We start from the raw sequence: 21,529 nt of genomic DNA on the forward strand, positions 1-21,529 counted from the left end.
TTGAAATCAACCTTTTCGACTTTTCAAGATGTAGTAGCCTTTATTCTTATTCACAGTTTCTACATTATTAAATATTTCTTCCATTTTCTTTTTAGCGGAAGGCATACCTTGTTTCTTTTGGATGACCACGTATAATTCACCTTGATCTCTTAATTTTGAATATGCCTCTTCAAAAATACGATGAACAACCTCTTTACCTGCACGGATAGGAGGATTAGTTAAAACAAAATCATAACTATTATCTTCAACTTGCGATAAGCCATCACTTTCTTTTATATCTACATTATCTATGTGATTCGCTTTTCTATTTTTTTCAGCTAAATTTAAAGCACGGTGATTCACATCAACCATTGTGATGTGGTGATGTGGTGAAACTTTCGCAATCATTAGACCTATTGGTCCATAACCACAGCCAACATCAATCACCTTTTTACTTGGACCTGGAGGATGTTCATTTAGAAATGTTTGAACAAGCGTATCAGAACCAAAGTCAACTTTACCTTTAGAGAACACGCCAGCATCCGTAGTTAAGGTTAATTCATGTTGATGATAATGGTAACTGATGACCTTCTCATCACTTTGCACCTCAGGATTCTCATCATAATAATGCCCCATTATTACACCTCTCTATCATTGTTCATCTTTTATTTGCTAGAAAATGAAGTAAAAACCCCGTTATCGTGATAACGGGGTTTTAATTTCTCAAAGAATTCAAGCTATCTTTAATTCTTTTACTTTAAAAAAGTAATCATATTAACAGACAACTTTAATATTAAGTTAAGATACTAGAATTATTTTAATTCTACAGTAGCTCCAACTTCTTCTAATTGTTCTTTAAGTTTTTCAGCTTCTTCTTTAGCAACGCCTTCTTTGATTACTTTAGGAGCGTTGTCAACTAAGTCTTTAGCATCTTTTAAGCCTAAGCCAGTTGCTTCTTTAACAGCTTTAACAACTTTGATTTTTGAAGATCCAGCTGAAGTTAATTCAACGTCAAATTCAGTTTTTTCAGCTGCTGCGTCGCCGCCACCAGCTGCGCCAGCTGCTGCTACAGGAGCTGCTGCTGTTACACCAAATTCTTCTTCAATTGCTTTTACTAAATCGTTTAATTCTAATACTGACATTTCTTTAATTGCTTCAATGATTTGTTCTTGATTAGCCATTTTATTATTCCTCCATTTATTTTAATATTTTACGCGCAATTATTCAGCGCTTTCTTCTTTTTGTTCTCCAACAGCTTTAACCGCATAAGCGAAGTTGCGTACTGGAGCTTGTAATACTGATAAAAGCATAGATACAAGACCATCGTGTGAAGGTAATGAACCAACAGTTTTAACTTCTTCTGCTGAGATAACGCTACCTTCCATAACGCCTGTTTTAATTTCTAAAGCTTCGTGTTCTTTAGCAAATCCTGCGATAACTTTCGCTGGAGCAACTACATCTTCAGTAGAAGTAGCGATAGCTGTAGGACCAGTTAAGAATTCATCTAAGCCTTCGATACCTGCTTGTTCAGCTGCACGACGAACCATTGTGTTTTTGTATACTTTATACTCAACACCAGCTTCACGTAATTGTGAACGAAGTTCAGTTACTTCGGCAACAGTTAAGCCACGGTAGTCAACGATAACAGTTGAAACTGAATTTTTAAGTTGTTCAGCAATAACATCAACTTGTTGTTTTTTAGCTTCAATAATAGCAGACATTCAGACACCTCCATTTTTATTTTTGGTGCTTTTTTTTATTTTTCAATAAAAAAAGCACTTTCTACCCACGGCAAAAAGTGCTTGAAAGATCATTTTAATAATCATCACGTTCAAGTCAATTTAGCCTCGGTAGGATAAATTTTAAGTTATCAATAACTCCTACTGTCTTAGGTAAAATAATCACAATAAGTAATATAACCTGTTTATTGTGAAATGTCAACATTTTTTTAAAGACTGAAAGAAATTAATTTTAAACTTCTTAAGCAAATATATAATCATATATGCTATATCGAAATTACATCAAATTCTCTCAGTCTTTAATCTATATCATTTATTATTTAAATTATAATTTGAATGAAGCAGTGTCTACTTTAACTCCAGGACCCATTGTTGTAGTTACAGCAACAGATTTGAAGTAAGTACCTTTAGCTGAAGATGGTTTAGCTTTTGTTAAAACATCTTGTAAAGCTTTAAAGTTTTCAACTAATTGTTCATCGCTGAATGAAACTTTACCGATTGAAGCATGTACGATACCAGCTTTTTCAGCACGGTATTCAACTTTACCAGCTTTGATTTCTTCAACAGCTTTTTTAACGTCCATAGTTACAGTACCAGTTTTAGGGTTTGGCATTAAACCTTTAGGTCCTAATACACGACCTAATTTACCAACTTCGCCCATCATGTCTGGAGTAGCTACTACTACGTCAAAGTCGAACCAACCTTGTTGGATTTTTTGTACATATTCAGATTCACCTACGTAATCTGCACCTGCTTCTTCTGCTTCAGCGACTTTATCACCTTTAGCAAATACTAATACACGTTGTGATTTACCAGTACCGTTTGGTAATACTACTGCACCACGGATTTGTTGGTCATTTTTACGTGTATCAATTCCTAAACGGAAAGCTACTTCAACTGATGCGTCAAAGTTAGCAATGCTTGTTTCTTTAGCTAAGCTGATTGCTTCTTCAACACTATAGTGTTTAGTACGATCAACTTTATTAGCTGCTTCTTGATACTTTTTACCTTTTTTAGCCATTTATTGTTCCTCCTTTAGTGGTTTTAGCGGAATTTCCTCCCACGCTTACTTGTGTATTACACAAGTTAAGAGCAGATAACAGATGAATATCTACTGTTTTAAATCACCTTAAGGTATTAAAACTTATAAAAATTCATCACAGACAATATTATTGGTTGTCGTTTCTGTTACCTGCCATCGTCTAACGAGGTATGGACAAAAGCATTTATAATCTAGGAGCCGATAACAGCTCTTAAAAAGTAAACTTTTGCTTCAACCTCTAAATTTTATTTCGATAATCTAACTTTTATGTTCAAAAATTATTGTACAGTGATACCCATACTACGTGCAGTACCTTCGATAATACGCATAGCTGCTTCTTCGTCTGCAGCGTTTAAGTCTTGCATTTTAGTTTGTGCAATTTCACGTACTTGATCTTTAGTTACTGTAGCAACTTTAGTTTTGTTAGGTTCACCAGAACCTTTTTCTACGCCAGCTGCTTTTTTAAGTAGTACTGGAGCCGGTGGAGTTTTAGTAATGAATGTAAATGAACGGTCTTCATATACACTGATTTCTACCGGAATGATTAAACCTGCTTGTTCTTGCGTACGTGCGTTGAATTCTTTACAGAATCCCATGATGTTCACACCTGCTTGACCTAATGCTGGACCAACTGGTGGTGCTGGGTTCGCTTTACCTGCAGGAATTTGTAATTTAACTACTTTTTCTACTTTTTTAGCCACGATGTGCACCTCCTTGATATCGTGATGTGGTCACAGGGCTCAGTTTTGCCCTCCCACTCATAAACATTTCGTGACGAAATGAGCGTTCTAAAAACGCGACCACATTATTTTAACACTGAACTCACTTAAAAATCAATAGTAAAATTTCATCTTTTTTAAGAGACTTTATTTTTCAGTGTCTTTTTTCTTCTGATTAAATTTTATAATTTTTCAACTTGATCAAATTCAACTTCAACTGGTGTTTCTCTACCGAACATATCAACTAATACAGTCAATTTAAATTTGTCAGGTTCAATTTCTTGTACTTCGCCTACTTGATTAGCGAAAGGACCAGATTTAATACGAACTTGTTCACCAATGTCTAATTCGACATCGATTGTTTTTTCTTTCAGACCCATTTGTTTTAAAATGAATCTCATTTCTTCTGGAAGTAATGGATTAGGCTTAGAACCAGCACCTGCTGAACCAACGAAACCAGTTACACCTGGAGTATTACGAACAACGTACCATGACTCGTCTGTCATCACTAGTTCTACTAATACATAACCAGGAAATGTTTTCTTAACTTGTTTTTTAGCTTTTCCATCTTTAACTTGTGTTTCTTCCTCTTCAGGTATGACAACTCTAAAAATTTGCTCTGTCATATTCATTGATTCTACTCTTTTTTCTAAATTCTTTTTAACTTTATTTTCATATCCAGAATACGTATGCACGGCATACCAACGCTTTGCGCCGACTTCTTCAGACATGTTGTCACTCCTTCTCTCAGACTGTAAATAAACCTTTCAGTCTTTATACTTAAAATTACTCTGTCAATAAACTTATCTTTAATTATAACTCTTATCTAAATAATTGAATTAAATTACCAATACCTACGTCTAACAACCAGAAAAACACCATGAAGAAAATTACTGTAGATACTACGATTACAGTATATTTAAAAAGTTCTTCTTTAGTAGGCCAACTTGTTTTTTCCATTTCACTTTTAACGCCTTGGAAGAAACTTTCTTTTTCTTTACCTGTGCCTTTATCTTTAGCCATCAAAATTACCTCCATACTTACCCTTGATTAGCCATCTATTTAAAATATTATGCATTAACAAGCTTATTTTGATTCTTTGTGAATCGTATGAGCGTTACATCTTGGACAATATTTTTTTAATTCTAATCTCGTTGCAGAATTTTCATTTTTCGGGACATTATAATTTCTATTACCGCAAACTTCACAAATTAAAGGTACTTTTTTCACAACAATTCACCTTTACTCATTTTAATACCAGTATACTATACATAAATTTTACAAGAAATGTCAAACTAGCGTAATAGTGTCGTTGCCCTAATTAGCTAGCAATAACGCTGGATTAAATAGTCTTTCATTTTCATTTTACAACGTTGAATACTATTGTAAACTACTTTATCTTTAATATTTAATTTTCTAGCTATCTCTGTTGGAGAATAGTCACATAACATTAATTGCGCTACATTTCTTTCTAAATCACTTAAATATAATAAACTCTCTTGTATTTCCTCATTTTGAGCTTGTGTTAAGCAGTACGCTTCGGTTTGGTTAGAAGATTTGTTCCATTTATATCTCACAATATATTCATTGATTAGAGATTCATTTCTATTGGTCTCTGCATATCTTTTTCTCCAAAAATCATTCCTAAGCGAGCGAACCATACAATTTAAATAGTGCTCAAATGGAATGTTCAACGTAAAATCAAAAGTCTGTAGTGACAAATATGTTCTAATCAATAATTCTTGTACTAAATCTTCAATATCCGAAGCAGACACACCCGCTTGCTTAAACTTTATTGAAAGGCTCGAGTGCAATTGGCTTACTATAGTTGTAAATAATTGATCTTGTTCGCAGCGATTTCGACTTTGTTGGAAGTTAATGAATACTTGTTCTAGTTGATTGAAATTTTGAGTCATACACTATACCTTTCATATTAAATTAGACATAGTGTATAAAGAACTGATATCAAATGGCAAGTAGCCATATTTAATCTTTTTTATGATTACCTCGTCTAATCTTTTCAAATTCTGCTAGAACATCATTTGATAGCGAAATTCGAGTTCTCGGCTTGCTTTCACTAAAATCATCTAAAGACTTACTCACTGTGATTGCATTTTCTTTCAAATCACGCCACATTTCTCTAGATGACACACGATAGGCACCTGCGCCAAATATCGCATGCTGTTCACTCATATCACTCGTTACTACTGTGATATGCGTTGTATGCTTATTGTATAAATTATAAACATAGCGTTCGATATAGCTATCTGCAGTTTCTTTTTCTTTAGTAAACACTGTCTTCACACCGTGATAAATATACTCTCTTTCAATACCTGATTGTTCGTAAGCATCAAATACACATACAATCTCATCTGCGACAACAGCATTATAATTGGCAATAGCATCAAGCAATTGTTCACGTGCTTCTTGCAAATTCTCACGTGCAATCTTACTCAATTCTTGAGATTGACCTATCATATTATAGCCATCGATAATTAAATATCTATCCTTCATGCGTTATCTCCAAGTTGATGTCTTTTACGGTATACCTCATACATCATTAAACTAGCTGCTACCGATGCATTAAGGCTATTAACATGACCAACCATTGGTATTTTTATATAGAAATCACATTTATCTTTAACTAATCGACTCATACCTTGACCTTCACTACCAATGACTATCGCTAGTGGCATGTCAGCCGCCATTTCACGATAGTCAGTAGCGTTATCCGCTTCAGCACCAGCTACCCAGTAACCATTATCTTTTAACTCATCGATGGTTTTAGCTAAGTTAGTCACTCTCATGACTGGCACGTGTTGAATAGCACCTGTTGATGCTTTTGCTACTGTTTGAGTTAAGGCAACAGATCGTCTTTTAGGTATGATGACACCGTCGACACCACTCGCATCTGCAGTTCTTAGAATAGAACCTAAGTTATGTGGGTCTTCAAGCCCATCTAAAATAACAATTGTAGATAGACCTTCTTTTTCTTTTTGCGCTTTAACAAATTGATCAAAATCTGCATATTCATATGGTGCAATTAATGCTGCTACCCCTTGATGAGGTGCATTTGCTAAATTATCTAATTTTGATTTTGGTACTGTTTGAACAATTAATTTTTGTTCTTTTGCATTTTGTAATATGTCATTAATTTGTTGTTTTCTTATGCCCTCTTGTATCCAAATTTTATTGATAGTATGTCCAGAGACAATCGCTTCTTTAACAGCGTGTCTACCGACAATTACGATATCTTCCACTAATTTCACTCCCTTTCATTGACTAATTGAACAATTTCATCAAGCAACGCTTCTAATCTAGCCCCTTGATAATCTAAATATAAAAATCCTATGACTGCTTCTAAGCCTGAACTTTTGCGATATGTTTGTATGTCTGTATTTTTAGCTTTAGTATAACTTTTAGCATTACGACCTCTTTTAACGATGTCTAATTCCTCGTCTGTAAACCATTGCGCTTCAATCAACTTTTCTAATGTTTGCGCCTGACTTTTAGCAGAAACATAACGTTTAGACACTTGATGTAAACGGTTCGGTTTACTTTGTAATTTCAATACGATATAACGGCGAACATGTTGATCCAATACTGCATCGCCCATATACGCTAATGTTAAAGGGTTCAATAATTTAGGATCCATATTAACCACGTTTAAAACGTACACCTTGAGGCGTATCTTCTAAAATAATATTTTGTTCTTTCAACATATCTCTAATTTCATCAGCGCGAGCAAAGTCTTTATTTTTACGTGCTTCATTACGTTCTTCGATAAGTTTTTCAATATCTTCATCTAACAACATGTCAGAATCTGTACCTTTAAGTGGTACTCCAAGAACATCACTAAAGATTTGATACACTTCTTTAAAGCGTGCAATTACTTGTGTTGATGTTGTATTCTCTAATACATATTTATTCGCAAGTTTTGCTAAATCATACCATGCAGTTACTGCATTGGCAGTATTAAAGTCATCATTCATCACTGTTTCAAATTGTTCTAAAATAGCATCAATTTGTTCAATATAATCAGACTGATCTGTAATATCTGTTGCGATAGATTCACGTTCTTCAATTAATTTATAACTATTACGAATACGCTCTAAACCGCTTTTCGCAGCATTAACTAATTCTAAGTTATAGTTAATTGGACTTCTATAATGCACACTAATCATGAAGAAACGTAGTACGTCTGGATCCACTTCTTTAATAATGTCATGTACTAAAATAAAGTTACCTAAAGATTTACTCATTTTTTCATTATCAATATTAATGAAACCATTGTGCATCCAGTAGTTCGCAAACGGCGCATGGTTATGTGCTTCAGATTGTGCAATCTCATTTTCATGGTGAGGGAATTGTAAATCTGAACCACCAGCATGAATATCAATTGTTTTACCTAATTCATGATAAGCCATTACTGAACATTCAATATGCCAACCTGGACGTCCTTCACCAAATGGACTTTCCCAGCTAATTTCACCTGGTTTTGCTTTTTTCCATAAAGTGAAATCTAAAGCGTCTTCTTTCTGTTCACCCGCTTCGATTCTGGCACCTACTTTTAAATCATCAATAGATTGGTGACTTAATTTACCATAGCCATCAAATTTACGGGTTCTGAAATAAACGTCACCATTGCTTTCATACGCATACCCTTCATCTACTAACTCTTTAATGAATGCAATAATCTCATCCATATGGTCCATTACTCGAGGATTTGAAGAGGCTTTTTTAACGCTTAAAGCACCGACATCTTCATAGAATGCTTTGATATATTTATCTGCAATTTCTGGGACACTCTCGTTAAGCTCTTGTGAGCGTTTAATTAATTTATCATCTACATCCGTAAAGTTTGATACATATGTGACTTCATAGCCTTGGTATTCAAAGTAACGACGTACCACGTCATAATTAATAGCGGGACGCGCGTTACCAATATGAATGTAGTTATATACTGTTGGACCACATACATACATTTTCACCTTCCCTGGTTCAATAGGCTCAAACGTCTCCTTTTGACGTGTTAATGTATTATATAATGTAATCATCTTTAATCTCTCCGTTCTTAGCTTTTTCAAGTTGCTTTTCTAGTTGCTTAATTTGTTCATATAATGGATCCGGTAAATTACGGTGATCGAATGTTTTACCTATACGTTTTCCTTCTTGTTTTACAATATGACCTGGAATACCAACGACGGTTGTATAACTAGGTACAGATTGTAATACAACTGAATTCGCTCCAATATTAACATTAGAATCTATTTGAATATTACCTAATATTTTTGAACCTGCCGCAATCAGCACATTATCGCCTATATCTGGGTGACGTTTTCCTTTTTCTTTACCTGTACCGCCTAGTGTTACACCTTGATAAATCGTTACATTGTCGCCAATCGTACATGTTTCGCCAATCACGACGCCCATACCATGGTCGATAAATAAACGTTTCCCAATTTTGGCACCAGGATGAATTTCAATTCCTGTAAAGAAGCGAGAAACTTGAGATATGATTCTAGCAAGGACATATCGTTTTTTGTTATATAATTTATGCGCAATTAAGTGACTCCATACTGCATGCAAACCAGCATAAGTTGTAATAACTTCAAATGTTGTACGTGCTGCTGGGTCCTGTTCAAATACCATTTTCACATCGTCTCTAATTCTTTTTATCAAGACTGTCTCCCCCTCAGTTTAAAAGTAATTAATTCCACAATTACGACTACTCAATCTAAATTTTAGTTAATAAAAAAGCACCTCTAACACATATATGCTAGAGGCGCTACCGCACGGTTCCACTCTGTATTTAGATAAAGATTACCCATCCTTCTATTCATCAAGACAGTCTCTTTATCATACTCATTTACATATTCAATTGATTCTTAATACAAAGGTGCATTCAATATTGATAATGATGTGCTCGCAGCTACCGCACACTCTCTGAATACATTATCTGATATTTACTAATCCTTTGTTTCATGTGTAACCTAATCATATGAGCTTTAATGTAAAATTTCAAGTACAAAGCTACATCCACCGTCGTTCAAATCTTTGTTTTAAACGTGTTTTTTCAAGCGTGATAACACTTTGTCTCTACCTAATACTTCGATAGTATTTGGTAATTCAGGACCATGCATTTGACCAGTAACAGCTACACGAATTGGCATAAATAGTTGTTTACCTTTAATGCCAGTTTCTTTTTGAACTTCTTTAATTGTCTTCTTAATCTCTGCAGCTTCAAATGGTTCTAATGCTTCTAATTTACCATATAAATGAGACATTAATTCAGGTACTTGTTCACCATTAAGTACTTCTTGTTCTTCTTCACCTAATTCAGGCATTTCTTTAAAGAACATTTCTGATAATGGTACGATTTCGCCGGCATAACTCATTTCTTTTTGGTAAAGTGCAATAAGTTTACGGCCCCATTCTTTTTCTTCTTCATTAGGTTCAGCAGAAATTAAGTTTGCTTTAATTAAATGAGGTAAAGCAAGTTCAAATACTGTTTCGTTATCTTTCTCTTTCATATATTGGTTGTTAACCCAAGCAAGTTTTTGTCTATCAAACATTGCTGGTGATTTAGAAAGACGTTTTTCATCAAAAATCTTAATAAATTCTTCTTTAGAGAAGATTTCTTCTTCGCCTTCAGGAGACCAACCTAATAATGTAATGAAGTTAAATAACGCTTCAGGTAAATAACCTAAATCACGGTATTGCTCGATGAATTGTAAAATTTGACCATCACGTTTACTTAATTTCTTACGCTCTTCATTAACGATTAATGACATATGACCGAAGCGAGGTGGTTCCCAACCAAATGCTTCATAAATCATTAATTGTTTAGGTGTGTTAGATACATGGTCATCACCGCGAATAACATCTGAAATTTCCATGTAATGATCATCGACTGCTACAGCAAAGTTATAAGTAGGAATACCATCTTTCTTCACGATAACCCAGTCGCCAATATTATTAGAATCAAATGAAATTTCGCCTTTAACCATATCATTAAACGTGTAAGTTTTATCTTGTGGTACACGGAATCGGATTGATGGTTTACGACCTTCCGCTTCAAATTGTTGGCGCTCTTCTTCTGTTAAGTGCGCATGTTTACCACCATAACGTGGCATCTCACCACGCGCGATTTGCTCTTCACGTTCTTTTTCAAGCTCATCTTCAGTCATATAACATTTATAAGCTTTGTCTTCATCTAACAATTGTTGAATAAGTGGATTATAAATATCACCACGTTCAGATTGACGATATGGACCATAGCCATTATCTTTATCCACTGATTCATCCCAATCTAAACCTAACCATTTTAAGTTCTCAAACTGAGAAGCTTCGCCATCTTTAAGGTTACGTTTACTATCAGTATCCTCAATACGCACTACGAAATCTCCATCATAATGCTTAGCAAATAAATAGTTAAACAATGCCGTTCTCGCATTACCAATATGCAAATATCCAGTTGGACTCGGCGCATATCTAACTCTTACGCGTTCACTCATTATATTCACTCCTAATAATTATTCATTAATCAATCACGGTTCATCTAACCACAGGGCACACTATAGGCACCTCAGAAACATCTTCTTCCATTAGAAAAAAGCTATCCCAAACTATCTATAAAGACGCGTTTTTGAATAACTTTCCTCACCCACTCTATACTTAGATAAAACGTCACATTTCTACACTATTGTAGCACTAAATCAACACTTTGATAAGTCTCACGTCATCTCCGTATACAGCATTTTTTATTTTTTGAAAAGAGTGCCCTAAACAGCTAGCGTTCCACATGAAACCCATGCGTCTCTAACGATTCTGCTACCTCATCCATTTCGCATGTATTTCATGCTAGTTGTATAATATCATCGCTCACTCACTTAGCCACTCTAATTAACGTCACCTAATTTTTTAGCAAAAATAATACGTCCAGATGACGTTTGCAATAAACTGATGACTTCTAATTCTACTTGTTTACCCACAAGTTGCTTCGCATTGTCTACAACCACCATTGTACCGTCATCGAGATAACCTACACCTTGACCCGGTTCTTTACCCATCTTAGTTAATAAGATGTTAATATGATCGCCTTGATGCACATTCGGTTTAATTGCCTCAGATAAATCATTCACGTTTAACGCTTTAATCCCTTGTACATGACATACTTTATTTAAATTAAAATCTGTCGTAATGACATGCGCATGGTAAGATTGCGCCAATTCCACTAATAACTCATCGATATCACTATGTGATTTTTGAGGATGAATAACGCGCGTGGGATAATCCGAGTCGTATAATTTTTTTAAAATATCCAAACCACGTTGGCCCTTTTCACGTTTCACACTGTCATTAGCGTCAGCTACCACTTGAAGCTCATTAATCACGCCTTGAGGTATAAGAATCTCCCCATCAATAAATCCACAACGGATAACATCTAGAATACGACCATCGATAATTGCACTTGTATCTAATAATTTAGGTATCGCACTGACATTATTTTTAGACATTGAACGTGCCATATTCTCTGGTAAAAACATAAGCATTTCGTCGCGCTTTTTCAAACCAAATTGGAAACCTAAGTAACATAATAGTAGTGTAATAATGATCGGCACTAAATGATTTAAAATGGAATTGCCAATCATTTCAAGTATGAAAGACGCCATCACTGAGATGAATAAACCGATAATAAGACCAAGCGTTGCAAATAATATTTCAACTGCACTTCGTTGTAGAATCCATTGTTCTACATTTTTTAATGTTTTAGTTACTTTATTTATAAACAAACCAAATATTAAGAAAAACAACACGATGCCTATGAAACCATCGACGTAGTAATTCGTTAAAATAGGATGATTCTTTATATTTAAATCATGGAGTATCTCGGGTATTAACAGAATCCCAAGCGATGTACCGAGGATGATATAGATAATCACTACTATACCCTTCAATACCTTCATAAATCTCACCTCTTTAGCCGTCTTAATTATGCTTTAAACGCATACTTTAAAGCTTCATGTACTGTTGACACACCTACTACACGAAGACCTTCTGGGAACGTCCAGCCGCCAATATTCGTTTGAGGAATAATTACTCTTTCAAATCCTAACTTCGCTGCTTCTTGCACACGTTGTTCAATACGTGATACGCGTCTAACTTCACCCGTTAAACCGACTTCACCAATATAACAATCGAGGCCATCTACTGCTTTATCTTTAAAGCTGGAGACAGTAGCTACAATCACACTTAAATCTACTGCAGGCTCTGTTAAACGTACGCCACCTGCTACTTTAATATAAGCATCTTGTTGCTGTAATAAATAATTTTCCTTCTTCTCTAATACAGCCATTAATAAACTTAAGCGATTATGATCAATACCAGTCGCCATACGTCTTGGGTTATTAAAAGTAGTTGGCGTTACTAAAGCTTGCACTTCAATAAGTAGTGGTCGCGTTCCTTCCATTGTTGCAACAATAGTAGAGCCCGGAACATTAGTTGAACGTTCTTCTAAGAACATTTCGGATGGGTTTTGTACACCCTTTAACCCGCTTTGTTTCATTTCGAAAATGCCCATTTCATTTGTTGAACCGAAACGGTTTTTAACTGCGCGCAAAATTCGATAAGCGTGATGTTCATCGCCCTCGAAATACAATACTGTATCTACCATATGTTCTAATAATCGTGGCCCAGCAATTTGTCCTTCTTTAGTCACGTGTCCAACGATAAAAGTAGCAATGTTCATTTGTTTAGCAATATTCATTAAACTTTGCGTACTTTCACGTACCTGTGAGACAGAACCAGGGGCCGAACTAATTTCAGGATGATATATCGTCTGAATAGAATCCACTACTAAAATGTCTGGTTGTTCTTGTTGTACAGTTTGGTGAATAACTTCTAAATCCGTTTCAGCTAAAACATTTAAATTACTTGAATCTTCTTCAAGACGATCTGCACGTAATTTAGTTTGATTTAATGATTCCTCACCCGTAATGTAGAGTACATTTAATTTTTGTGATAGCGATGCACAAATTTGTAATAACAATGTAGACTTACCGATACCTGGGTCACCACCGATAAGTACTAATGAGCCGCTAACAATACCGCCACCTAAAACACGGTTAAATTCTTTAGATTCTGTTTGAACTCTTGGTGTTGCTTCATGCTTAATATTGTTTAATTTTTGTACTTTAGCGCTAGACTCTTTAGCTTTAACGCCATGTTTAGGGTTTGCAGCTTTTTCAACTATTTCTTCCATTTGGTTCCATGCACCACAATTTGGACATTTACCCATCCATTTAGGTGTTTGGTAGCCACAAGCCATACACTCAAAAATCACTTTCTTTTTGGCCAAAATTGCACCTCCGATTTTTCTATGAACAAATCTATTTTATATGTATCGATTAATAATGACAAATGTAAAGATAGAAAAATAAGTGGCGCAGAAGTCTAATATATCATTAGAGCAAACTACACCACTGCTATATAAAAGCGAGGTCAAGACTTACTACTCGTCTTGACCTCGTATTATCATAATTAAATTTGATAAATCATTTACGCTTCAACGTCAGATGTTGTTTCTTCATCAGTTACGTCGTCATTATTTTTTTCACGAATATCATATTTAAATTCATTACCATCATGGTCGATGATAACTTCTTTACCTTCGATTTGATTACCTTCTAGGATTAATTCGCTTAAGTTATCTTCAATTGTTTTTTGAATCGCTCTGATTAACGGACGTGCACCGTATTCTGGATCATATCCTTCATCAGCAATTTTTTCTTTTGCTTTATCCGTTACAATGATATCAATATCTTGTTCTGAAAGACGTTTAGTTAATTTATTAACCATCATTGTTACGATTTCTTTCAATTCATCTTTAGTAAGTTTATGGAAGACGATGATATCGTCAACTCGGTTCAAGAATTCTGGGCGGAAAGCATTTTTCAATTCTTTCATCATTGTTTTACGAATTGTTTCGTAATCATGGCCCTCAGTGCCACCACCGAAACCAGCGAAACGTTGGTCTTGTAATTCTTGTGCACCTACGTTTGATGTCATGATAATTACTGTATTACGGAAGTCAACTTGACGCCCTTTAGTATCAGTTAAATGACCATCGTCAAGAACTTGTAACAAGATGTTAAATACATCTGGATGTGCTTTTTCGATTTCATCGAATAAAATAACTGAATAAGGTTTGCGTCTTACTTTTTCAGTTAATTGACCACCATCATCATGGCCTACATAACCTGGAGGCGCTCCGACTAAACGACTCACTGCATGTTTCTCCATAAATTCACTCATATCAACGCGAATCATAGCATCCTCTTCACCGAACATTGACTCAGCTAATGCACGAGCTAATTCTGTTTTACCTACACCAGTAGGTCCTAAGAAGATAAAGCTACCAATTGGACGTTTAGGATCTTTCAATCCAGCACGAGCACGACGCACTGCTTTACTAATAGAAGTGACAGCATCGTTTTGCCCAATAACACGTTGATGCAATGTGTCTTCAAGGTTTAATAAACGATCAGATTCTGTTTCGTTAATCTTAGTTAATGGAATACAAGTCCAACCAGCAATCACTTCAGCGATGTCTTCTTGAGATAATGAAGTAGATTGGCCACCTTGAGATGTTTTCCATTCATTTTTAGCATCTTCATATTGTTTTTCTAATTTAGTTTGTTTATCACGTAAGTTTGCTGCATTTTCGAATTCTTGTGCATGAACAGCAGCATCTTTTTCGTTTTTCACTTTTTCAATTTCTTGTTCAATTTCTTTTAAATTACTAGGTGTTGTATGATTTTTTAATCTTACTTTAGAACTAGCTTCATCAATTAAGTCGATTGCTTTGTCTGGTAAGAAGCGATCAGAAATATAACGATCACTTAATTTTGCAGCCGCTTCAAGTGCTTCATCTGAAATGTTAATGCGGTGATGTGCTTCATAACGATCGCGTAAACCTTTAAGGATAGCAATTGTATCCTCTACCGTAGGTTCGTCCACTTGAATAGGTTGGAAACGACGTTCTAATGCTGCATCTTTCTCGATGTTTTTACGATATTCATCTAATGTAGTAGCACCAATGCATTGTAATTCACCACGTGCTAACGCAGGTTTCAAAATATTTGATGCATCAATAGCACCTTCAGCGCCACCAGCACCTACTAATGTGTGTAATTCATCGATAAATAGAATGACATTACCTGCTTGATGAATTTCTTCCATTACTTTTTTCAAGCGTTCTTCAAATTCGCCACGATATTTTGTACCCGCAACAACTGTACCCATATCTAATGACATGACACGTTTATTTTTTAATGTTTCAGGTACTTCATTATTTACAATTGCTTGTGCTAAACCTTCAGCAATTGCTGTTTTACCCACACCAGGTTCACCGATTAAAACTGGGTTGTTTTTAGTACGACGGCTTAATACTTCAATCACACGTGTAATTTCTTTATCTCTACCAATAACTGGATCTAACGTTCCATCTTTAGCAATGACTGTTAAATCACGCGCTAAACCATCTAATGTTGGTGTGTTATTAGATTTATTTACTGTAGCATTTTTATTGCTCATTTCTGGGCTACCTAATGCTTTCACTACTTGTGCACGTGCTTTTGTAATATTTAAATCTAAATTGGCAAAGACGCGTGCTGCTACGCCCTCATTTTCACGGATTAAGCCTAATAAAATATGCTCTGTACCTACAAAGTTATGGTGTAGCTTTCTAGCTTCATCCATAGATAGTTCAATCACTTTCTTCGCTCTTGGTGTGTAATGAAGTGTGCCTGTTTGCTCTTGGCCGTGACCAATGAGTTTCTCAACTTCTTCAATCACTTTATCTTCTGTAATATTGAAGCTCTCTAAAACTTTAGCTGCGATACCTTCAGGTTCTTTCATTAAACCAAGTAATAAATGTTCTGTACCTATATTTGAATGGTTCAAACGGATTGCTTCTTCTTGCGCATGTGCCAACACACGTTGTGCGCGCTCAGTTAATCTACCAAATAGCATATCGTTCTATACCTCCTATTTTGTATGTTCTCTTAAAATATCTGCTCGACGTTGATTGACAGATACCGTTTCATCTTCGTCATTGTATAAGAATGCGGATTGTATGCTAACCATTAGCTCATTAAATTTAAAATTATTTAACGATAGATAGCCTAAATCTACGCCTAATTTCACTTCACTTAATCTATAAGACGCTTCTTCCATTGATATCATTCGGCTATTCTGTAATATGCCTAATGAACGATATATACGATCTAATGTTTCAAGTTCATTATATTGAGTTAATCGTTCACGGATTTGTTTTTCTTCATTAATAATCTGTTGAACAACTTCTGTTAAATTATCAATAATTTCTTCTTCAGTTTTACCAAGTGTAAGCTGATTTGAAACCTGATAAATATGTCCGTAAACTTGTGAGCCTTCTCCATATATACCTCGAATCGTAAATCCAAAACGATTAATTGTTTGAGCGATACGATTCATTCTTTTCATAATAGATAGGCCAGGTAAATGAAGCATGACACTTGCTCTCATACCCGTACCTACATTAGTAGGGCAAGTCGTCAAATAACCTAGATGCTCGTCATAACTTATATCAAGCTTTTCATCGAGCTGATCATCAATTTCAGAGGCCTGTTGATATAACTCATGTAATGATAAATCACTTCCCATTGCTTGAATGCGAATATGATCTTCTTCATTAAGCATGATACTCATCGATTCATCATTATTTAATAACACCGCTGAGGCAGGTTGTTTAATTAATTCAGGACTAATCAGATGTTTTGCCACTAGTTTCATTTTATTTTGTTGATCCATAGTATCTAGTCTCATCAATGTTAACTCAGGTAATGCGTCTTGAACTTCATTAATCACTCTAAAACCTGATTGCTCAGATGGAAACATTAATGGGTGGACATGATTTTCTAAATTACGCGCTAACCGAATACGTGACGACATAACGATAGGCGCTTCAGAAGTTTCTTTCATCCAATCACTAATGTGAGGGTTGATATCACTCATGACGTCCCACCTCGCTCTCATCTTTTAAGGCTTTAATTTCATCTCTAACCACAGCAGCCTCTTCGAAGTTCTGTTCTTCTATTAATATATTTAAATATTTTGTTTTTTCTTCAATCTGTTTTTTTATAGCAAGTTTTTTATGTGAAGAGCGAGGTGTTTTACCTATATGTTCAAATTGTCCACCTTGTACTCGCCTCACAATATCTATAATGTCCTCTTTGAATGTAGCATAACAGTTTGCACATCCAAATTTCCCTACATGCGCTATATCTTTTAACGTCATATTACATGTTGGACATCGTTTTTCTTCTTGAAAAGCCACTTCGTGAAAATTAATTCCATGTTTAGTAGCAAGATGTTGTAAAATTTGTTTCACCACAAATGCTTCTTCTATATCATCTTGAAACTGGGAATGTGACGACGTATGTTCATTTTGATGCCATGGATTATCTCCTTGCGCACAAATCGAACAGACCCACTTTTCAGAAGCGCCTTCTTTACTTTTAACTGTGAGTTTAACCTCTGCTTCATTTAAATGACAATTTTCGCAAAGCACACATAGACACCTCGCTTTTCTCTATTAATAGTAATTAATAATTGGTAACAAACGTTTTAAAATATTTGCTCTAATAATATCTCTAGCAACCACGTCCATTTTTAACGTTTCACGATCGACAACAGCTTGTATCATTCGAGCTTCTCTTTCAGTAATTAGATTTTTATCTAATAGACCATCTAGAATGTAATACGCTTGTTGTTGTGAAATAGATGGCCCGATAAGTTGCATTAGGTGATTAATATACCCCGTTGCATCTTTATTTTCAATTTTTGTGATTCGGATGTAACCTCCGCCACCACGTTTACTCTCTATTTCATAGCCATGTTCATTTGTAAATCTTGTTTTAATCACATAATTTAATTGAGAAGGTACACAGTCGAAACGTTGAGCAATATTTGCTCTTTGAATTTCTACCACGTCTTCATTAGTTTCTTCAAATAATTTTTTAATGTATTGTTCTATGATGTCAGACATGTTGTGCATGATTTACCACCTCTTTTGACCTTCTTTGACTATATTATATGAGCATCTTTGACCTTTTTCAACCAATTTGTTTTTATAATTTTAAAAATTATGATGTTACTTACACTAATTTATTGTATTATATAAGGTAAAATAAAAATTTAAAGGAGTAGAATCATGCATATTCTTATTGGGATTATAGGGATAATTTTCTTTTTAGCACTTGCATTTTTATTTAGCTCTGACAGAAAAAATATCCGCTGGCAATATGTTGGAATATTGCTTGTTATCCAACTTATTTTCGCGTTTATTCTATTAAAAACAACAGTAGGTATTACAGTCATTGGTGGAATCTCAGAAGGATTCAATTACTTATTACAAAAAGCAGCAGAAGGGGTTAATTTCGTATTTGGTGGATTTAAATATGTAGATCCTAAGAACCCACCATTCTTCTTTAGCGTATTATTACCAATCGTATTCATTTCAGCATTAATTGGTATCTTACAATACACTAGAATTTTACCTTGGATTATTAACGTGTTAGGTTTCTTAATTTCTAAAATTAATGGTATGGGACGTTTAGAATCTTATAACGCAGTAGCCGCTGCTATTTTAGGACAATCTGAAGTTTTCATTTCATTAAAACAACAGTTACCTTACATTCCTAAACAACGTTTATACACATTAACCGCTTCAGCAATGTCTACAGTATCAGCATCAATCATCGGTGCATACTTTACATTGATTGAACCTAAATACGTTGTAACAGCCGTTGTTCTAAACTTATTTGGTGGTTTCATTATCGCTTCAATCATTAACCCATATAAAGTTAATGAAGAAGAAGATAAATTATTAGTAGATGAGAGCGAAACGAAGAAACAATCTTTCTTCGAAATGTTAGGGGAATACATTTTAGATGGATTTAAAGTTGCCGTTATCGTTGGCGCTATGTTAATCGGTTATATCGCTATCATCGCATTATTAAATGGTTTAGTAAGTGGTGCCTTTAGTTTAGTATCTGGTGGTACAATTAAATGGGATTTCCAAACTTTAATTGGATTTGTCTTTGCTCCATTAGCATTCTTAGCTGGTGTACCTTGGGAAGATGCTGTTAAATCAGGTTCAGTAATGGCAACTAAATTATTATCTAATGAATTCGTTGCGATGCAATCATTAGGTCACTTAAAAGGTATCTCTGAACATGCGAAAGGTATTACTTCAGTATTCTTAGTATCATTCGCTAACTTCAGTTCAATCGGTATCATTTCAGGTGCTATTAAATCACTTAACTCTGAGAAAGGTGACGTCGTAGCCCGCTTCGGTCTTAAACTTTTATTCGGTGCGACATTAGTTTCATTCATCTCAGCAGCAATCGCTGGATTCTTTATTTAATATAGAGTTTAAATAAACCTAGAACTTTTCACTATGTAGAAAGTTCTAGGTTTTTATTTTTGAAAAAGGAGGCACTCATTTTGAGCGCCTCCTAAGAATTTATATTACTTAACCATGTGATCAATAAAGTACTGTGTCACTCTATAATCATCAGTTAATTCAGGGTGGAATGATACCCCTAAATATTTGCCTTGTTTAACGGCAACAATCTTGTCACCTACAGTACTCAATACTTCTACACCATCTTCTACGCTAGAGATATGTGGCGCACGTATAAATACACCATCTATATCTTCAGCAATGCCTTTAATATCAAGTTCAGCTTCAAAACTATCAACCTGTCTACCAAATGAATTACGTTCAACGGTAATATCCAATTTTTTTAAATATCCTGTTTCACCTTCGACATCTTTCGCAAGGACAATTAATCCTGCACATGTACCAAACATTGGTAAGTCAGACTGTTGTAACTTTTCCTTAAAACCATATAGATCCATAAGTCTTCTCAAAGTAGTAGATTCACCACCAGGAAGAATTAAGCCATCTATTTCATCTAATTGTTCAACCTTTTTTACTGCAATACCTTCGTGACCACTTAATTCAATATGTCGAATATGTTCACGCACGGCACCTTGTAATGCTAATACACCAATTTTCATAGCTTACCAACCACGCTCTTGCATACGTTCTTCTAATGAAATTTTGTTCATATCTAAACCTTTCATAGCAGTACCTAATTCAGCTGCTAATTTACCGATTAATTCATAATCTTGGTAATGAGTTGTAGCTTGAACAATAGCTTTAGCAAATTTCTCAGGGTCTTCTGATTTGAAAATACCTGAACCAACGAATACACCGTCAGCTCCTAATTCCATCATTAATGCAGCATCTTGAGGTGTTGCTACCCCACCAGCTGCAAAGTTAACTACTGGTAAACGGCCATTATCTTTAATTTGTTTTAACACTTCATATGGTGCACCTAACTCTTTAGCGTAAGTCATGATTTCATCATCATTCATTACTACTAAACGACTTACTTCAGAGTTAACTTTTCTCATATGTCTTACTGCTTCAACGATGTTACCAGTACCAGGTTCACCTTTAGTACGTAACATTGCTGCACCTTCACCAATACGACGTGCTGCTTCACCTAAATTACGGCAACCACAAACGAAAGGTACTGTGAATTGATCTTTTCTTAAGTGATATTCTTCATCAGCAGGAGTTAACACTTCTGATTCATCAATATAGTCTACGCCCATTGCTTCTAACACGCGTGCTTCAGTAATATGACCAATACGTGCTTTAGCCATAACAGGAATAGATACTGCATTCATAACTTCTTCAACAATCTTTGGATTAGCGCTACGTGCTACCCCACCAGCTGCTCTGATGTCAGATGGTACACGTTCTAAAGCCATAACTGCTACTGCACCTGCTTCTTCAGCAATTCTAGCTTGTTCTGCATTGACAACGTCCATAATAACGCCGCCTTTTTGCATTTCAGCCATTCCTCGTTTAACTCTATCTGATCCAACAATTTTAGACATATCATTTACCCCTTTTCCGATTGATTAAA

24 protein-coding genes and 1 other annotated feature are annotated in these 21,529 nt (G+C 35.1%); of the genes, 1 reads left to right on the top strand and 23 read right to left on the bottom strand.

What is annotated here, in order from left to right; genetic code table 11:
* Nucleotides 1-6: 6 nt before the first annotated feature.
* The 21 genes from LIX58_RS03060 to LIX58_RS03160 all read right to left on the bottom strand — a co-directional run bounded on the left by LIX58_RS03060 (nucleotide 7) and on the right by LIX58_RS03160 (nucleotide 18,579).
* Entirely contained in the window at nucleotides 7-615 is a 609-nt protein-coding gene (locus tag LIX58_RS03060) for a class I SAM-dependent methyltransferase (protein WP_126566030.1), read from the bottom strand.
* A gap of 176 nt (nucleotides 616-791) precedes the next feature.
* Entirely contained in the window at nucleotides 792-1,160 is a 369-nt protein-coding gene (gene rplL, locus LIX58_RS03065; protein ID WP_126566033.1) for a 50S ribosomal protein L7/L12, read from the bottom strand.
* Nucleotides 1,161-1,199: 39 nt separating this feature from the next.
* Nucleotides 1,200-1,700 carry a 50S ribosomal protein L10 gene (gene rplJ, locus LIX58_RS03070; protein ID WP_103328829.1) on the bottom strand — a complete coding sequence of 167 codons (501 nt, stop codon included), beginning with the start codon at nucleotides 1,698-1,700 and terminating at the stop codon, nucleotides 1,200-1,202.
* Nucleotides 1,701-1,739: 39 nt separating this feature from the next.
* Nucleotides 1,740-1,890 (bottom strand) — a sequence feature (ribosomal protein L10 leader region).
* Nucleotides 1,891-2,043: 153 nt separating this feature from the next.
* Nucleotides 2,044-2,739 (bottom strand): 50S ribosomal protein L1, encoded by a 696-nt coding sequence (gene rplA, locus LIX58_RS03075; protein WP_126566036.1) that lies wholly within the window; start codon nucleotides 2,737-2,739, stop codon nucleotides 2,044-2,046.
* 299 nt (nucleotides 2,740-3,038) lie between these two features.
* Nucleotides 3,039-3,461: a 50S ribosomal protein L11 gene (rplK, locus tag LIX58_RS03080; RefSeq protein ID WP_001832298.1), complete on the bottom strand. Its 423-nt coding sequence runs from the start codon at nucleotides 3,459-3,461 to the stop codon at nucleotides 3,039-3,041.
* A 200-nt stretch (nucleotides 3,462-3,661) separates the two neighbouring features.
* Nucleotides 3,662-4,210 (bottom strand): transcription termination/antitermination protein NusG, encoded by a 549-nt coding sequence (gene nusG, locus LIX58_RS03085; RefSeq protein WP_103297562.1) that lies wholly within the window; start codon nucleotides 4,208-4,210, stop codon nucleotides 3,662-3,664.
* Nucleotides 4,211-4,301: 91 nt separating this feature from the next.
* On the bottom strand, nucleotides 4,302-4,502 hold the full coding sequence (gene secE / locus LIX58_RS03090; RefSeq protein ID WP_103297561.1) for a preprotein translocase subunit SecE: 201 nt from the start codon (nucleotides 4,500-4,502) through the stop codon (nucleotides 4,302-4,304).
* Nucleotides 4,503-4,565: 63 nt separating this feature from the next.
* Nucleotides 4,566-4,709 carry a 50S ribosomal protein L33 gene (gene rpmG, locus LIX58_RS03095; protein WP_126566037.1) on the bottom strand — a complete coding sequence of 48 codons (144 nt, stop codon included), beginning with the start codon at nucleotides 4,707-4,709 and terminating at the stop codon, nucleotides 4,566-4,568.
* Nucleotides 4,710-4,804: 95 nt separating this feature from the next.
* On the bottom strand, nucleotides 4,805-5,395 hold the full coding sequence (locus tag LIX58_RS03100) for a sigma-70 family RNA polymerase sigma factor (protein WP_126566039.1): 591 nt from the start codon (nucleotides 5,393-5,395) through the stop codon (nucleotides 4,805-4,807).
* Between the two features lie 70 nt (nucleotides 5,396-5,465).
* Complete coding sequence (locus LIX58_RS03105; protein ID WP_126566042.1) at nucleotides 5,466-5,993, bottom strand: NYN domain-containing protein; 528 nt, start codon at nucleotides 5,991-5,993, stop codon at nucleotides 5,466-5,468.
* Nucleotides 5,990-6,739 carry a 23S rRNA (guanosine(2251)-2'-O)-methyltransferase RlmB gene (gene rlmB / locus LIX58_RS03110; RefSeq protein WP_126566045.1) on the bottom strand — a complete coding sequence of 250 codons (750 nt, stop codon included), beginning with the start codon at nucleotides 6,737-6,739 and terminating at the stop codon, nucleotides 5,990-5,992. Before rlmB ends, LIX58_RS03105 begins: the two co-directional genes overlap by 4 nt.
* 5 nt (nucleotides 6,740-6,744) lie before the next feature.
* Complete coding sequence (locus LIX58_RS03115) at nucleotides 6,745-7,134, bottom strand: Mini-ribonuclease 3 (RefSeq protein WP_126566070.1); 390 nt, start codon at nucleotides 7,132-7,134, stop codon at nucleotides 6,745-6,747.
* Between the two features lies 1 nt (nucleotide 7,135).
* Nucleotides 7,136-8,536 carry a cysteine--tRNA ligase gene (gene cysS, locus LIX58_RS03120; protein WP_126566047.1) on the bottom strand — a complete coding sequence of 467 codons (1,401 nt, stop codon included), beginning with the start codon at nucleotides 8,534-8,536 and terminating at the stop codon, nucleotides 7,136-7,138.
* Nucleotides 8,520-9,161: a serine O-acetyltransferase gene (gene cysE / locus LIX58_RS03125; protein WP_103297554.1), complete on the bottom strand. Its 642-nt coding sequence runs from the start codon at nucleotides 9,159-9,161 to the stop codon at nucleotides 8,520-8,522. Before cysE ends, cysS begins: the two co-directional genes overlap by 17 nt.
* A gap of 380 nt (nucleotides 9,162-9,541) precedes the next feature.
* The gene (gene gltX, locus LIX58_RS03130; RefSeq protein ID WP_154838088.1) at nucleotides 9,542-10,996 is read right to left on the bottom strand and encodes a glutamate--tRNA ligase; all 1,455 of its coding nucleotides are present in this window, start codon (nucleotides 10,994-10,996) and stop codon (nucleotides 9,542-9,544) included.
* 384 nt (nucleotides 10,997-11,380) lie between these two features.
* The gene (locus LIX58_RS03135; RefSeq protein WP_226386070.1) at nucleotides 11,381-12,448 is read right to left on the bottom strand and encodes a PIN/TRAM domain-containing protein; all 1,068 of its coding nucleotides are present in this window, start codon (nucleotides 12,446-12,448) and stop codon (nucleotides 11,381-11,383) included.
* A gap of 26 nt (nucleotides 12,449-12,474) precedes the next feature.
* Nucleotides 12,475-13,839 (bottom strand): DNA repair protein RadA, encoded by a 1,365-nt coding sequence (radA, locus tag LIX58_RS03140; protein WP_226386071.1) that lies wholly within the window; start codon nucleotides 13,837-13,839, stop codon nucleotides 12,475-12,477.
* A gap of 200 nt (nucleotides 13,840-14,039) precedes the next feature.
* On the bottom strand, nucleotides 14,040-16,514 hold the full coding sequence (locus LIX58_RS03145; protein WP_226386072.1) for an ATP-dependent Clp protease ATP-binding subunit: 2,475 nt from the start codon (nucleotides 16,512-16,514) through the stop codon (nucleotides 14,040-14,042).
* A 15-nt stretch (nucleotides 16,515-16,529) separates the two neighbouring features.
* Nucleotides 16,530-17,537, bottom strand: a complete 1,008-nt coding sequence (locus LIX58_RS03150; RefSeq protein WP_126566056.1) for a protein arginine kinase — start codon at nucleotides 17,535-17,537, stop codon at nucleotides 16,530-16,532.
* Nucleotides 17,530-18,093, bottom strand: a complete 564-nt coding sequence (locus LIX58_RS03155; RefSeq protein ID WP_126566059.1) for a UvrB/UvrC motif-containing protein — start codon at nucleotides 18,091-18,093, stop codon at nucleotides 17,530-17,532. The genes LIX58_RS03150 and LIX58_RS03155 overlap by 8 nt, the downstream gene beginning before the upstream one ends.
* 24 nt (nucleotides 18,094-18,117) lie before the next feature.
* Nucleotides 18,118-18,579 carry a CtsR family transcriptional regulator gene (locus LIX58_RS03160; protein ID WP_103297547.1) on the bottom strand — a complete coding sequence of 154 codons (462 nt, stop codon included), beginning with the start codon at nucleotides 18,577-18,579 and terminating at the stop codon, nucleotides 18,118-18,120.
* 156 nt (nucleotides 18,580-18,735) lie between these two features.
* Here LIX58_RS03160 and LIX58_RS03165 point away from each other — a divergent pair, with 156 nt between their 5' ends.
* Nucleotides 18,736-19,950, top strand: a complete 1,215-nt coding sequence (locus LIX58_RS03165; RefSeq protein WP_126566061.1) for a NupC/NupG family nucleoside CNT transporter — start codon at nucleotides 18,736-18,738, stop codon at nucleotides 19,948-19,950.
* 104 nt (nucleotides 19,951-20,054) lie between these two features.
* Here the strand turns inward: LIX58_RS03165 and pdxT are convergent, their stop codons facing one another.
* Together pdxT and pdxS are read right to left on the bottom strand one after the other, a co-directional pair.
* Complete coding sequence (gene pdxT, locus LIX58_RS03170; protein WP_126566064.1) at nucleotides 20,055-20,609, bottom strand: pyridoxal 5'-phosphate synthase glutaminase subunit PdxT; 555 nt, start codon at nucleotides 20,607-20,609, stop codon at nucleotides 20,055-20,057.
* Nucleotides 20,610-20,612: 3 nt separating this feature from the next.
* Nucleotides 20,613-21,500: a pyridoxal 5'-phosphate synthase lyase subunit PdxS gene (pdxS, locus tag LIX58_RS03175; RefSeq protein ID WP_126566066.1), complete on the bottom strand. Its 888-nt coding sequence runs from the start codon at nucleotides 21,498-21,500 to the stop codon at nucleotides 20,613-20,615.
* Nucleotides 21,501-21,529 lie beyond the last annotated feature (29 nt).

The organism is Staphylococcus sp. Marseille-Q1834 (genome assembly GCF_916858875.1).
GTDB classification, from domain to species: domain Bacteria; phylum Bacillota; class Bacilli; order Staphylococcales; family Staphylococcaceae; genus Staphylococcus; species Staphylococcus pragensis.

What these genes read in the sequence shown, in the direction of transcription:
- pdxT (WP_126566064.1), bottom strand. Translation starts at nt 20,609, where the DNA reads ATGAAAATTGGTGTATTAGCATTACAAGGTGCCGTGCGTGAACATATT.
- rplA (WP_126566036.1), bottom strand. Translation starts at nt 2,739, where the DNA reads ATGGCTAAAAAAGGTAAAAAGTATCAAGAAGCAGCTAATAAAGTTGAT.
- cysS (WP_126566047.1), bottom strand. Translation starts at nt 8,536, where the DNA reads ATGATTACATTATATAATACATTAACACGTCAAAAGGAGACGTTTGAG.
- LIX58_RS03165 (WP_126566061.1), top strand. Translation starts at nt 18,736, where the DNA reads ATGCATATTCTTATTGGGATTATAGGGATAATTTTCTTTTTAGCACTT.
- LIX58_RS03105 (WP_126566042.1), bottom strand. Translation starts at nt 5,993, where the DNA reads ATGAAGGATAGATATTTAATTATCGATGGCTATAATATGATAGGTCAA.
- gltX (WP_154838088.1), bottom strand. Translation starts at nt 10,996, where the DNA reads ATGAGTGAACGCGTAAGAGTTAGATATGCGCCGAGTCCAACTGGATAT.
- LIX58_RS03060 (WP_126566030.1), bottom strand. Translation starts at nt 615, where the DNA reads ATGGGGCATTATTATGATGAGAATCCTGAGGTGCAAAGTGATGAGAAG.
- secE (WP_103297561.1), bottom strand. Translation starts at nt 4,502, where the DNA reads ATGGCTAAAGATAAAGGCACAGGTAAAGAAAAAGAAAGTTTCTTCCAA.
- LIX58_RS03160 (WP_103297547.1), bottom strand. Translation starts at nt 18,579, where the DNA reads ATGCACAACATGTCTGACATCATAGAACAATACATTAAAAAATTATTT.
- pdxS (WP_126566066.1), bottom strand. Translation starts at nt 21,500, where the DNA reads ATGTCTAAAATTGTTGGATCAGATAGAGTTAAACGAGGAATGGCTGAA.
- nusG (WP_103297562.1), bottom strand. Translation starts at nt 4,210, where the DNA reads ATGTCTGAAGAAGTCGGCGCAAAGCGTTGGTATGCCGTGCATACGTAT.
- LIX58_RS03115 (WP_126566070.1), bottom strand. Translation starts at nt 7,134, where the DNA reads ATGGATCCTAAATTATTGAACCCTTTAACATTAGCGTATATGGGCGAT.
- LIX58_RS03150 (WP_126566056.1), bottom strand. Translation starts at nt 17,537, where the DNA reads ATGAGTGATATCAACCCTCACATTAGTGATTGGATGAAAGAAACTTCT.
- LIX58_RS03145 (WP_226386072.1), bottom strand. Translation starts at nt 16,514, where the DNA reads ATGCTATTTGGTAGATTAACTGAGCGCGCACAACGTGTGTTGGCACAT.
- LIX58_RS03100 (WP_126566039.1), bottom strand. Translation starts at nt 5,395, where the DNA reads ATGACTCAAAATTTCAATCAACTAGAACAAGTATTCATTAACTTCCAA.
- LIX58_RS03135 (WP_226386070.1), bottom strand. Translation starts at nt 12,448, where the DNA reads ATGAAGGTATTGAAGGGTATAGTAGTGATTATCTATATCATCCTCGGT.
- rplJ (WP_103328829.1), bottom strand. Translation starts at nt 1,700, where the DNA reads ATGTCTGCTATTATTGAAGCTAAAAAACAACAAGTTGATGTTATTGCT.
- rplL (WP_126566033.1), bottom strand. Translation starts at nt 1,160, where the DNA reads ATGGCTAATCAAGAACAAATCATTGAAGCAATTAAAGAAATGTCAGTA.